Raw genomic sequence first — 13187 nt, forward strand, 5'->3', positions numbered from 1 at the left:
TTATGCGGTTTGCAGATATATGGAGCGTTCGCGGCAAGCTCTACCGGCTAATACCCGTGACACTGATTACAATCCGACTGGGTCGGGCCGACGCCGAAATCCTCATGGCAGTTCATGCATTGATCATGAAATGCCTCGGTCCGGTTTCTGGGCGCGTGGCAGCCGGCACAATCGGTTTTCCCCGGCATCACCCCAAAATCCTCATGGCATCCGATACACTGCTGATGGAAGGCATCCTTCCGGCCGGGCATCATGTCATCGCCCATCCCCCGCTGATGGCACGCGGTACAGTGCTGGGGCGGTTCCGGATCGCCCTGCTGATAGTTATGGTGGCAGTCATTGCAGTACAGGCCGTATTCCTGGGCATGGGCGTCGTGCTTGAACATGCCCTTGTCGCCCAATGCCGGCTGATATTTGCCATCCGGCTGATGGCACCGGCCGCATGAATCCGGCATCTCTTTTTCTAATTCCCGGTAGGCATGGTGGCAGTCTTCGCAATAAAGCCCGTAGTTGTCGCTGTGGCTTTGATGGTCAAACAGCACATCCCCGCCTGTCGTCTTATACATTTTACGGATCGGAGATTCCGGTGATTTCGCCGGAAGTACGCTATACCCCAACAATCCGACCACCAAACAGGCGACAAGAATCCCATACGCCAATTTCAATTCTTTTTTCGAAGTCATGCGATTTGATTCCTTTCAACAGCCCAAAACCGACTTTTCATCCGTCTATTTATATTTTATATTTATCCGGTATATCTATCTGATTTATCAGTATGGCTGATTCATCCGTATGGCGGGCGGCCAGCTCCATCAACATTTGCTCATTTCACGGCATTTGAAGGTTGATTAGACGCCGAACCTGCCAGTCGTTCAATTGCAAAAAATTAAGGTACCCTTCCTATTAAGTTAGGAGGTGTTTGTCAAGGACTTTTGTCCCTTTTTAATGAGCCGGACCTGTCGCAATGGCCAAGATCCCAAGATCGGGCAGGCCGGATGGGCTTGGGCGGCACACGCGAAAAATCGCCCGATTTAAATGGAATGAAGCCTTTCGGAGGGATATGCGGCAACACAAAACAGCCGCCCCATGACCGACCGACGGCTTCAGGTTTCAGATGGTCGGAAAAAGACCGGTTAGAGTCCGCCGTCTGAACACTGAAACCGCCGGGGCATGGTCATCTTTAAACCCGGAACCCGCAAAAGTGCATCTAAATATAGAAATGAACCAGTAAAACAGAGCGCCGCGCCTTTATATCATACTAGTCGTTAATCCGCCTTCCGGCGCAGAAATGTGGGGATATCCAAATCCGTATCATAGTTGAAGCTGCTGTTATGGGTACCGTCCTTTTTGGCCTTTCGGCCGATTTTTTCGCCAAAACCGGATTTCTGACCATCGCCGTTGCCATTGCCGTTGCCGCCTTTCTGCCGGCTGGCCTCGTTGCGGATGACCGTTGGAATATCGTAATCATCCAGTTTCAATTCTTCATCGGTCAAATCCCGGACCTTGCCGCGCGGTTTGAAGCCGTCTGACGGAAACCTGTGGATGTTGTCCTTTACATGCTGCATGTCCCGATCCCCGATGCCGGTGGCGATAACGGTAACCCGCATCTCATCGCCCAGAGAATCGTCCACCGCGGTTCCCCAGATAAGCTCCACATCCTCATTGTTAATCTCATTATAGATCCGGTCGGACGCCTCCATGGTCTCTTCCATGGTCAGCTCGGAGCTGCACGTGATGTTCATTAACACCCCGCGGGCGCCCACAATGGAATTGTCCTCTAAGAGGGGATGGGAAATGGCCCGCTCGGCCGCCTCCAGGGCCCGGTTCTCTCCACTCGCCCGGCCGATGCCCATGATGGCCATACCCGCCTTGGACATGGTGGTCTTTACATCCGCGAAATCCAGGTTGATCAGGCCGGGATGCATAATGAGATCCGTGATCCCTTTTACCGAATGATGCAGGATTTCATCGGCCTTCTTAAACATCTCGATCAGGGTGGCTTTCTTGGACGCAAGCCCCCGCAGTCGATCGTTAGGAATGGTAATGACCGTATCCGCCACCTCCTTTAACTTGGCAATCCCCTCATCGGCGTGGCGGGTGCGCTTTCTGGCCTCAAAAGCAAACGGTCTGGTGACCACGGCCACGGTTAATGCGCCGAGTTCCTTGCATATCTCGGCAATCACCGGTGCGGCGCCGGTGCCTGTGCCGCCGCCTAAGCCGGCGGCGATAAACACCATATGACTGTCGCCCAGCGCCTCCCGGATCAGTTCGGTGGATTCGATGGCCGCCTCCCGGCCGATGTTGGGATCCGCCCCGGCACCGAGTCCCTGGGTCAGGGCCTCGCCCAACTGAATCTTGGTGTTGGCCTTGGCATTGGCCAGGGCCTGGGCGTCGGTATTGGCCGCAATGAATTTGATCCCTTCAAGGCTTGCGTCGATCATGTTGTTAATGGCGTTGTTGCCGCCACCGCCGACCCCGATTACTTTGATTTTGGCTGAATTGTCATTGTCCACATAGGTAAAGTTCATGGGTTCACCTCCTTATGCTGTTTCGGGTTTGAAATATTTTCATATGGATTAAATGATTTCCTTAAACCAGGTTTTCATGCGCTTCATGATCCGATTAAATATATTGTTGTCCCGAATCCGGAATTTCTTCTTTTCTTGATTTTTGGCCCCATAGAGCACCAGGCCGACGCCCGTGGCATACATGGGATTGTTCACCACATCCACCAGCCCGGCAACACCCTGGGGCCGGCCGATGCGCACCGGCAGTTCGAAAACGGATTCCGCAATATCGGTGATCCCTTCCAAAAGGGATGCCCCGCCTGTCAGCACCAGCCCGGAGGAGACGGCATTCTTCATGCCAGCCCGGTAAAGCTCGCGCTTTATAAGGGTAAAAATCTCCTCCACCCGGGGCTCCAGGATTTCCGCCAGTATCTGACGCGGCAGTTTCCGGCCGCCCCGGCCGGAAAGATCGGAAATCTCGATGGTTTCATCATTTCCGACCTGGTCCGCGATACAGGTGCCGTATTTGAGTTTTATCCGTTCGGCCTCGGCCATCGGGGTGCGCAGGCCCACGGAGATATCATTGGTCATATTGTTGCCGCCCAGTGAGAGGACAAAGGTATGCTTGATGTTGTTTCCGTTAAAAACCGCCAGATCTGTGGTGCCGCCGCCAATATCCACCAGTGCGGCGCCCACCTCTTTTTCCTCAGCGGTTAGTACCGACTCGCAGGAGGCAATCGGCTCCAGGATGATATCGCAGACATCCAGCCCGGCCTTATTGGCGCATTTAACGATGTTCTGGGCCGAGGTCACGGCGCCGGTCACGATATGGATTTTGGCCTCAAGCCGGACGCCCGCCATACCCACAGGATTATGAATACCGCCCTCGCCGTCCACGATAAATTCCTGAGGCAGCACGTGGATTACCTCCCGGTCCATGGGAATCGCAACCGCCCGGGCCGCCTCGATCACGCGATCCACATCCGACTGGGTAATCTCATCGCCCTTGATGGCGATGATGCCGTTACTGTTAAACCCTGTCATGTGTCCGCCGGCAATGCCCGCATATACGGCGGAGATTTCACAGCCGGCCATGAGTTCGGCTTCCTCCACCGCCTTTTTGATCGAATCCACGGTGGATTCGATATTGACCACAACCCCTTTGCGCAAACCGACTGACGGATGGCTCCCGATACCGATGATATTAAATGTGCCGCCGCTCATCTCCGCCACCACCGCGCAGATTTTGGTGGTGCCGATATCTAAACCGACGACAATCTCTTCCTTTCCCTTCACCTTAGACCTCCTTTTCTTCTTCGCTGGTATTCCGGGCAATTGGGGTTGCGACCATCCGATTCGGGTTATGCGCATCCATTGACTTAATCTCCGGAAGATCGGGATCTGTCTCTATCCGGGCAAAAACCCGGCCGAGCCGCTCGAATTTCTTTTCATATGCACCGTATCCCATATGGACGGATGCCACCGGCGTGCTGACAAGAAGCGTGAGCCCCGTCTCCGTATCCACTGAAATCTCATGAACGCCCGGGCTGCCAAAAATGCCGGCATGTTTATCAAGCGCCGCCAGTATGGCCATGACCGCCCTATAGGTTTTGGTTTCCGGGCTCTCCGGGGACTTCCAATCCGCATAATCAATGCCCGCGATAATCGGCAGGCCGCTCATCTCAGCCGGGGCGGCTTCTTTGAAAATATCGCCGCCGTAATCGATTAAAAAGCATCTCCCCACATCCAGCACGGCCAGCGGCTTGTGCTCATCAATCCGGATACTTATCCGGGACGGCAGCTCGCGCCGGAGCCCGGCATTTTTGATCCAGGGCTCTGCCACCAGGCGCTTTCTCACCCGGCCAAGGTTAACGGCCAAAATATTGTCCCCGCATTCAAGCTCGGCCGCGTCAAGGATCGCCTGCTCCGAAAGGCGGTGTTCGCCGGTTACCGTAATGACCTCCGCCCGGAAATAATCGCACTGGGTCAGGGCGTCATAGCCGAAGATAAAAACCACACCGGTCAGGCAGAAGCCGGCGGCCCCAATCAGGGCCTTGGCCCATATCCCGGCCTTCCCCCGGGCAGATGCCTTTTGGGCGGCCTTTTTCTTTTTATACCGGTTCTTACGAGCGGGCTTAATCGCCGACAATTCTGACCTCCGGGTCAAGCAAAACCTGAAACTTCTCGTAGACCGCAGCCTGAACCTTTTCCATAAGCTGCAGGATATCCGCTGCCGAGGCCCTGCCCCGGTTTAAAATGAAATTGGCATGCACTTCCGATACCTGGGCATCCCCGTAGGACACGCCCTTCATCCCGGCCCTATCAATCAGGGCCCCGGCCGGCTCACCGGTTTCCGGATTCTTAAAGAAACAGCCCGCACTCGCCCCGCCTTTGGGCTGCCCCGCCTGCCGCTGTTTAAGCAAAGCCTCTGCTTCGGCCGCCAGTTTATCACGGTTTGCGGGATACAACTGAAAGCTGGCGTCCAGAATTATTGGGGAAGGGCTCGCCGCTTTATGTTCAGGAAGTTTTAACCCCCGGTATTCGAATTCAAGCAAGGCTTCTGTGAGCGCCCCCACGCGGCCGTCCGGGAACAACACCGTGACCTGGACCAGTACGTTTTCCATAGCGCCGCGAGCGGTACCCGCGTTCATCATGACCGCTCCGCCCACGGTTCCGGGAATTCCTATGGCGAAATTCAAGCCGGAAAGCCCCCTGTCAATGGCAAACCGGCAGAGCCGGTTTAAGTGCTCGCCGGCCATGGCCCGGACCCCCGTGGAAGCTGCTCCCTCGTCGCTCACTGATACCCCCTTAATACCGGCCGACGTATCAATCACCACCCCGCGGACCCCTTTGTCCCTGACCAGAAGGTTTGAGCCCCCGCCGATCACCACATAGAAAACATTTTCCGCAGCCAGCCACTTAACCAGGGAAACCAGCTCATCGGCGCTTTCCGGGGCCACATAGACATCTGCCGGTCCGCCCACGCGAAACCAGGTATGCGCGGCCATAGGCTCGTCAAAGGCAAGCTTTCCCTTGACCCGCTCTCTGATCGCCGCTCTGAATGCCTGCTGGTTATCCATGAACCGCCTTACTACCCCTTATCTCTTGCATTCGATTGCCCCAATTGCTCAAGCAGCGTCTGGCCCACCTGCCAGACGTTGCCCGCGCCAAGGGTCAGGATGATATCACCTGCTTTGGCATTTTCCTTAAGGTATGAAACCGCCGCTGCTTTTTCATCAAAGCAGAGCACATCCTTATGCCCGTGATGGCGCACCCCGTCAGCCAGCCGGTGATGATCCACCCCCTCGATTTCCGGCTCCCCGGCCGAATAGATCGGCAGCAGCATCAGCAGGTCCGACTGATAGAAGGACCGGGTAAAGTCATCAAACAAAACCTTTGTCCGGGTGTAGCGATGGGGCTGAAAAACGACCTTCAGGCGGCGGCCGGGCCAGCTTTTCCGCACCGCATCCAGGGTGGTCTTGATTTCTGTGGGATGATGGCCGTAGTCATCTATGATCTGGATACCTTTTGCCTCTCCCCTAATTTCAAGCCGCCGCTGCACGCCAGCCAAATTTTCCAGGGCCGCCTGAATCCTCTCAAACGGTATTTCAAGCTCCATACCCACGGCAATGCTGGCCAGGGCATTATAGATATTGTGCAGACCGGGCAGGTTCAGAATCACCTGGCCGGCCAATTGGCCCTGGCTATAAACGGAAAATCGGCTCCGGACCGTTTCATACCGGATATCCGAGGCCTGGATATCGGCCTGGGCGCTTAGCCCATAGGTAACATAGCGTTTCTTGAGCTTCGGAATAATCTCCTGAATATGCTCATTATCCAGGCAAAGCACCGCCAGTCCGTAAAACGGCACCCGATCGATGAAATCCAGAAAAACGGATTTGATAGTATCCAGATCTTTGTAAAAATCGAGATGCTCCAGATCGATATTGGTGACCACCGCCATGGTCGGGCTAAACTTTAAAAACGAGCCGTCGCTTTCATCCGCTTCCGCCACGATAAATTCGCCCTGACCCAGGACCGCATTGGTGTTTATCTGCTTTAACTTTCCGCCGATCACCACCGTGGGATCAAGCCCGCCCTCGGCAAGCACACTTGCCAGGATCGAGGTGGTGGTGGTTTTGCCATGGGCACCGGCCACAGCAATGCTGTATTTTAACCGCATGAGCTCAGCCAGCATCTCCGCCCTCGGGATCACCGGGATACCGGCATCGAGTGCGGCCTTGACCTCGGGATTATCCTTTCCAATGGCCGATGAAGTGACCACCACATCCGCACCATCCACTTGCGCCGGTTCATGGCCCTTATATATTTTGCCGCCCAGACCGGTCAGCCGTTCGGTAGCATCAGAGGCTGCAATGTCCGAGCCGGACACGGCATAGCCCAGGTTTAACAGGAGCTCTGCAATCCCGCTCATGCCGATGCCGCCGATGCCGATAAAATAAATATGGTATTTTTTTTGATACATGGATGCCCGTCAGTTTATTGACAGGACCGTGCGCCGGCCCCTGGGTTTAGACTTTCGGCTCTCCAATGCCCCGGAAATATCCGCCGCTATTTCCGCCGCCGCCTGAGGCATGGCAAAGGCGCCTATTTTGGCCTGCATTTCCCGGCGAACCGATTCATGTCTGGCATAATAGTTGACTCTCTCCGCCAGGTGCGCTCCATCCAGCGCCTTCTGTTCGATCAGTTCGGCAGCCCCGGACTCCGACAGACTTTTGGCATTAAAATACTGATGGTTGTCCGCCGCATAGGGGTATGGGATAAAGATGGCCGGCAGACCGGCAGCCGCCACTTCAGCCACGGACGTAGCACCCGCCCGGCATACGGTCAGATCCGCCGATGCATAGCAGGCGGCCATATCATCAAAAAATGCGGACACCCGGGCTTTTATGCCGGCTTTTTCATAGCCTGCCTGGACTGTCTCCACATCCGCCTCACCGGTTTGATGGATAAACCGGAACGTATCGGCCCCGGCTAAACGGGAAAGCGCCTCTAAAACCGCCATGTTGATCGCATGGGCGCCCTGGCTGCCGCCCAGAATCAGCACGGTAAAGCCGCCGGCGGATCCGGATGTTTTTTCTTGTGACAGTTGATCGGCGATTTCGGTGCGGATGGGGTTTCCGGTAAGCCGCACCTTGTCCGCGTATCCCCCCATGTCCGTATCTGCAAACGACACATAGATGCGATGGGCATATTTGGCCAGAAACCGGTTGGTCATCCCGGGAATCCGGTTCTGTTCATGGATGACCCGGAAAATACGCATCATCCACGCAGCCAGAATAACCGGTGCAGCGGAATAGCCGCCCATACCGATCACCACATCCGGCCGGAAACGGATAAAAAGGGCCAATGCGGCTAAAATCCCGGCAGGAACCTTAACCAGGGCGCCCAGTTTTCCGGACACCCCTTTGCCCTTGACCCCGGCCGCGGGAATCCGGGCCGTCCGATAATCCGTGCGGGAAAGCACGCGGGCTTCAATCGGCCGGCCGGTGGTGATAAACAACACCCGGCTGTCTGCGGCCCGCTGCCTGAAGGCCTCGGCAATGGCAAGTCCTGGAAACAGATGCCCGCCGGTGCCGCCGCCGGCAATAACAATGCGCAGCCTACGTCCGCTGGTCCCGCTGTTTTTTGCTATGTGCCGCCCTTTGCTCATTTGGCCCTTGTCATCCCGATGTTCATCAAAATTCCGATCAAAACCATATTGATCAAAAGCGAAGTGCCGCCGTAACTCAAAAACGGAAGCGTCAGCCCCTTGGTCGGAAGCAGACTCAAATTGACCCCCATGTTGACTACCGCCTGCAGGGCAATGGCCGCGCTGATCCCCAGGGCCAGAAGCGAGCCGAAAAAATCCGTCCGTGCGCGGGCGATTTCAATGCCCCGCCACAAAATGATCAGGTAAAGGCCCAGTACGATCAGAATCCACAACCATCCGCCCTCTTCGCCGATCACCGACAAGATAAAATCCGTATGCGGGGTGGGCAGGTAAAACAGTTTCTGATACCCTTGGCCGAACCCTTTTCCCAAAAGCCCGCCGGAGCCGAAGGCCATAAGGGAGTGAATTATCTGATAGCCCTCATCCAGCGGATAGCGCCATGGATCCAGAAACACGAGGAACCGCTTCAGCCGGTATTCCGAGGAAACAATCAGGTAGGTCGCCACCGGCAGGATCATCAGAATCGTCACCGTAAGATGCAGCACCCGCACCCGGCCGGCAAACATGACCACCCAGGCCAGCATCCACATAATGGCGATGGAGCCGAAATCCGGCTGCAAGATGATAAGGCCGGATAGCAGACACAGGATCAAAACATGCGGCAGAAAACCGATATTTAATTCTTCAATCCGATCCTGTTTTTTGCTCAGGGAATAGGCCATAAAGATAATCAGCGCGAGTTTGGCAAATTCCGTCGGCTGAAAAGAGACCCATTTCAACTTGAGCCAGCGGGTGGCCCCGCCCGATGCGTGCCCGACCCCGTTGATCAAAAGCACGGAGAGCAAAACAATGGCCGTGATAAAAATTAAATAGGTGAGCGGCCGATAGACTCTGTAGGGGATAAACCGGATCATCAGCATGACCATCACCCCGAGGCCGGCAAATATGAGCTGCTTTTTAAAAAAGTAGTATTCATTGCCGAACTGTTTTAACGCGATTTCACAGCTTGCACTGTAAATCATGGCCACCCCGATGCCCACAAGAAGCAGCACCGGCACCAGCAGGGTATAGTCACAAACAAAACACGGCCCGGCCGCTTTTTTTCTGCTCTGTTCGCTTCTACCCATTGCCGCCTGCTCCTAATTGCCGTACCTGTTCCGCAAAATCCTCGCCTCGATGGGCATAGCTCTCATACATGTCAAAACTGGCGCATGCCGGGGAAAGCAGCACCGTATCCCCGGATTTTGCCGTCTCCCAGGCCGCACGGACCGCCTCCGTCATGGAAAAAACATGGCTTATCATCGGCGCCGCATCCCCAAGTTCGGCCTTGATCGTGTCCGCCGCCTCGCCCATAACGATCAAATGCTTGACCCGATCAGCTAAAACCGATTTTAAGGCAAAATAGCCGCCCATTTTATCCCGGCCGCCTAAAATCAGGATCACGGGTGTGTAAAATGAAGCAAGCGCGCGCACCACGGCGTCTACGTTGGTAGCTTTGGAATCATCGATAAACTGCACCCCGTTGATCGCGGCCACCGGGCTCATCCGGTGGGAAAGCCCGCGGAAATGGCTGATGGTTTCCTGGATACTGAAAATGGGCGCGCCCGCAGCAGCGGCCGCCAGTGCCGCAGCAGCGATGTTTTCCCGGTTGTGCGCCCCCAAAAGGGGAATATTCCGGCAGTCCAGCCATACCGCATCCGCTCCCGGCAGCTTAAGCCGGATACTGTCATCTGCCGGCCATGCCCCATGGACAGCCGTATCATCGGCATTAAACGGCAGCACAGTCGCCCGGATATCCGGCAGCAATTCTTTTATGGCCGGGTCGGCCGCATTTAACACCGCGGTATCCGCCGGTCCCTGGTTTTCAAAAATCCGGGCCTTGGAGCGGACATATCCGGCAAAATCGTCATACCGGTCCAGGTGATCGGCCGTAATATTTAAAAGTACCGCCACACTTGGCTGAAACGTCTCAATGGTATCCAGCTGAAAGCTGCTGATTTCAACCACGGCGAAATCCGCAGTCCCGCCCTGATCCGCAAACTCGATGAGCGGGGTGCCAAGGTTTCCCCCGACAAACACTTCATAGCCGGCATCCTTTAACATCTCGCCCGCAAGAAGCGTGGTGGTCGATTTTCCATTGGTGCCGGTGATGGCAATGATCGGGGTTTTTAAAAACCGGTAGGCCAGCTCAATCTCGCCGGTTACCGGTATATTTTTCGCCTGTGCCTGCCGCACCGGTTCAATGGTATGAGGCACCCCCGGACTTAAGACAATCAAATCCGCGGATAAAAATGTTTCGATCCGGTGCCCGCCGAGCTCAAGCGCCACATCCATGTCGCCCAGGGCCGCCAATACGCCCGCGAGCCTTTCCGCATCCGCCTCGTCTGTCGCCGTCACATGGGCGCCCCGGCGATGCAAAAACCGGACAAGCGCGCCCCCCGTCTTTCCGAGGCCGACCACCAGGATATGTCTGTCCTTAATCTCCACGGTTTGTTTATCTCAGCTTTAGCGTGCTAACGGCAATCAGGGCCAAAAGAATCGAAATAATCCAGAATCTTACGATTACCTTGGATTCCGCCCAGCCTTTTAATTCAAAATGATGATGGAGCGGGGCCATCAAAAAAATCCGCCGCCCGTGGGTCAGCTTGAAATAAGCCACCTGAATAATCACGGAAAGCGCTTCTATAAGAAAAATCCCGCCCACGATCATCATCAAAATTTCCTGTTTGGTAATAACCGCTATGGTGCCAAGCGCCCCGCCCAGGGGCAGGGATCCCACATCGCCCATAAAGATCTGCGCCGGATAGGCATTAAACCACAAAAATCCGAGTCCGGCCCCGGCCATGGTTCCGCACACGATGGTGACCTCGCTGCTGCCGTAAACAAAGGGAATCTGGAGATACTCGGCGATGCGGCTGTGCCCGGCTACGTAGGCAAACAGCATATACGTGGCCGCCGTGATGATCACCGGCCCGATGGCCAGACCATCCAGCCCGTCCGTCAGATTGACCGCATTCGAAGTTCCGACAATCACCACTGCGGCAAAAAGGATGTATCCGATCCCGAGATCCGGGCGTAACCCCTTGAAAAAAGGTACGGTCACCCGAGTGTCGAATTCCGGGGAAATATAAATCAGAACGCCGGCCGCCAGGGCAATCACCACCTGAAGCAGAAATTTCTCCCGGCCGGTGAGCCCGCGGTTTCGCTTCTTGATCTGCTTGAGAAAGTCATCGATAAACCCGATGGCGAAATAGCCGGCTGTTACCAAAAGGATAATCCAAATATAGGGGTTTCTTAAGTCCACCCACAGCATGGCCCCCGCAAAAATGGCAGCCATGATCAACACCCCGCCCATGGTGGGCGTGCCGGCCTTATCCTGATGGGCGGCCGGGCCGACCCGGCGGATATACTGGCCGATCTGCTTTTCACTCAGCTTTCCGATGACCCAGGGGCCCAGCAGAAAACAAATCAAAAACGCGGTGAGGCTCGCGTAGATGGTCCGAAACGTGACGTAGCGGAACACGTTGAAAAATGAAATGTCCGCATGCAGGGCGTAGAGTAAATGATAGAGCATAATCAGATCCCTCCCTGCCCGGATTGCGACGCTCCCGGATGAAGCAGCATTTGAACGATCTGCTCCATGCCGGTGGTTCGCGAGCCCTTTACCAGCACCCAGTCGCCGGGAGAAACCGCTTCTGAGAGTTTCTCCAGGATTTCAGACTTGCTGCCCACAAATACCGCTTGCTCCGGCATCCCCCCGGAAACCGCGCCGTTTGCCGTATATCGGGCAAAGCTGCCGGTCAGGTACAATTGATCAATGCCGTCCGCTGCCGCTGCCCGGCCGATTTCCTCATGCATTTCAGCCGAGGCTTCGCCAAGCTCCAGCATATCGCCTGCCACAAGAATGGCCCCGTGCCCGCCCTTTAATGTGGAAAGCGCATCAATGGCCGCCTTCATGGATCCGGGATTGGCATTATACGCGTCATCTATAACATGAACCCCGCTTCGGGTTTCCGTGTGGGCCATGCGGCCGGCCACGGGCCGGAAAGCCTCGATGCCCGCTTTTATGGCCTCTATTGAAACCCCCATGGTAAAACTTGCAGCCGCCGCCGCCAGGGCATTGGCCAGCATGTATCTGCCCGGAACGTGCAGGGTAACCGGGATTTGCGCGTCCGGCAGAACCAGATTGAATTCGGTCATCATGCCCGCCTGCCGGATCGCTTCAGCCCGCACATCTGCGTGATCCGCCTGTCCGAAACAGACGACCCGGCTGCTCGCCATTTCCGCCAGCCGGCGGCCGAATGCATCATCCGCATTTAAAACCACGGCGCCGTCAGCGGAAATATACTCCAAAAGTTCCGCTTTTGCGGCCATCACATGTTCGATATCTTGCAACCCTTCCAAATGGGCCGCCCCGATATTGGTGATCACCCCGATATCCGGCCGGCTGATTTTGGCAAGCCTCCGGATTTCCCCCGGCTGATTCATCCCGAGCTCCACCACCGCCGCCTCATGGGCCCGGCTCAGCCGGAACAGCGTCAGCGGCAGGCCGATTTCGTTGTTCAGATTGCCCTGGGTCGCCAGGATGGTTTTTTCCTGGCTGACAATCGATGCGGTCAGCTCTTTGGTGGTGGTTTTTCCGTTGGAGCCGGTAATGGCGACAACCGGAATGCCCGCCCGCTGCCGCTGGAATGCAGCCAGATCGCCGAGCGCCCGGGTGGTGTCTGCCACCATAATGCAGCATCCGCCGGCCTCGGACCAGTCAATCAGCTGATCGCAATCGGGCAGAGGCTGATGGATCATAATCCCCTTGATGCCCCCGGCCATAAGTTCCGGGACAAATGCATGGCCGTCATATTTAGCGCCCCGAATGGCCACGAACAAATGGTCTTTGGGAATGATCCGGGAATCGATCCCAATGCCGGCAAATTCGGCGGACATGGGGCCGGCCACCAGGGTTCCCCCCGTGGCTTGCAGTAGATCCTCTATATGCCATGTCATTGGCG

At 55.9% G+C, this 13187-nt stretch carries 11 protein-coding genes; all 11 read right to left on the bottom strand.

The window, feature by feature from the left end; genetic code table 11:
• Positions 1–47: 47 nt before the first annotated feature.
• The gene (locus U5L07_03885; protein MDZ7830871.1) at positions 48–683 is read right to left on the bottom strand and encodes a cytochrome c3 family protein; all 636 of its coding nucleotides are present in this window, start codon (positions 681–683) and stop codon (positions 48–50) included.
• Between the two features lie 582 nt (positions 684–1265).
• Complete coding sequence (gene ftsZ / locus U5L07_03890; protein ID MDZ7830872.1) at positions 1266–2528, bottom strand: cell division protein FtsZ; 1263 nt, start codon at positions 2526–2528, stop codon at positions 1266–1268.
• A 48-nt stretch (positions 2529–2576) separates the two neighbouring features.
• Positions 2577–3803, bottom strand: coding sequence for a cell division protein FtsA (ftsA, locus tag U5L07_03895; protein MDZ7830873.1), 1227 nt, complete (start codon positions 3801–3803; stop codon positions 2577–2579).
• A gap of 1 nt (position 3804) precedes the next feature.
• The gene (locus tag U5L07_03900; protein ID MDZ7830874.1) at positions 3805–4656 is read right to left on the bottom strand and encodes an FtsQ-type POTRA domain-containing protein; all 852 of its coding nucleotides are present in this window, start codon (positions 4654–4656) and stop codon (positions 3805–3807) included.
• Complete coding sequence (gene murB / locus U5L07_03905) at positions 4643–5587, bottom strand: UDP-N-acetylmuramate dehydrogenase (GenBank protein ID MDZ7830875.1); 945 nt, start codon at positions 5585–5587, stop codon at positions 4643–4645. The genes U5L07_03900 and murB overlap by 14 nt, the downstream gene beginning before the upstream one ends.
• An 11-nt stretch (positions 5588–5598) precedes the next feature.
• The gene (gene murC / locus U5L07_03910) at positions 5599–6993 is read right to left on the bottom strand and encodes a UDP-N-acetylmuramate--L-alanine ligase (GenBank protein MDZ7830876.1); all 1395 of its coding nucleotides are present in this window, start codon (positions 6991–6993) and stop codon (positions 5599–5601) included.
• 9 nt (positions 6994–7002) lie between these two features.
• Positions 7003–8181 (bottom strand): undecaprenyldiphospho-muramoylpentapeptide beta-N-acetylglucosaminyltransferase, encoded by a 1179-nt coding sequence (murG, locus tag U5L07_03915; GenBank protein MDZ7830877.1) that lies wholly within the window; start codon positions 8179–8181, stop codon positions 7003–7005.
• A complete protein-coding gene (gene ftsW, locus U5L07_03920; GenBank protein ID MDZ7830878.1) occupies positions 8178–9308 on the bottom strand; it encodes a putative lipid II flippase FtsW in 1131 nt (376 codons plus the stop codon). The genes murG and ftsW overlap by 4 nt, the downstream gene beginning before the upstream one ends.
• On the bottom strand, positions 9301–10668 hold the full coding sequence (murD, locus tag U5L07_03925; protein ID MDZ7830879.1) for a UDP-N-acetylmuramoyl-L-alanine--D-glutamate ligase: 1368 nt from the start codon (positions 10666–10668) through the stop codon (positions 9301–9303). The genes ftsW and murD overlap by 8 nt, the downstream gene beginning before the upstream one ends.
• Before the next feature lie 7 nt (positions 10669–10675).
• Positions 10676–11755, bottom strand: a complete 1080-nt coding sequence (mraY, locus tag U5L07_03930) for a phospho-N-acetylmuramoyl-pentapeptide-transferase (GenBank protein MDZ7830880.1) — start codon at positions 11753–11755, stop codon at positions 10676–10678.
• A 2-nt stretch (positions 11756–11757) separates the two neighbouring features.
• Complete coding sequence (gene murF / locus U5L07_03935) at positions 11758–13182, bottom strand: UDP-N-acetylmuramoyl-tripeptide--D-alanyl-D-alanine ligase (GenBank protein MDZ7830881.1); 1425 nt, start codon at positions 13180–13182, stop codon at positions 11758–11760.
• Positions 13183–13187: the final 5 nt, after the last annotated feature.

It is taken from the genome of Desulfobacterales bacterium (assembly GCA_034520365.1).
Classification (GTDB): Bacteria; Desulfobacterota; Desulfobacteria; order Desulfobacterales; family Desulfosalsimonadaceae; genus M55B175.

Bases quoted from the DNA above. Each gene is read 5' to 3' on its own strand.
- murB (MDZ7830875.1), bottom strand. From the start codon at position 5,587: ATGGATAACCAGCAGGCATTCAGAGCGGCGATCAGAGAGCGGGTCAAG.
- mraY (MDZ7830880.1), bottom strand. From the start codon at position 11,755: ATGCTCTATCATTTACTCTACGCCCTGCATGCGGACATTTCATTTTTC.
- ftsZ (MDZ7830872.1), bottom strand. From the start codon at position 2,528: ATGAACTTTACCTATGTGGACAATGACAATTCAGCCAAAATCAAAGTA.
- ftsW (MDZ7830878.1), bottom strand. From the start codon at position 9,308: ATGGGTAGAAGCGAACAGAGCAGAAAAAAAGCGGCCGGGCCGTGTTTT.
- murC (MDZ7830876.1), bottom strand. From the start codon at position 6,993: ATGTATCAAAAAAAATACCATATTTATTTTATCGGCATCGGCGGCATC.
- murF (MDZ7830881.1), bottom strand. From the start codon at position 13,182: ATGACATGGCATATAGAGGATCTACTGCAAGCCACGGGGGGAACCCTG.
- U5L07_03885 (MDZ7830871.1), bottom strand. From the start codon at position 683: ATGACTTCGAAAAAAGAATTGAAATTGGCGTATGGGATTCTTGTCGCC.
- murG (MDZ7830877.1), bottom strand. From the start codon at position 8,181: ATGAGCAAAGGGCGGCACATAGCAAAAAACAGCGGGACCAGCGGACGT.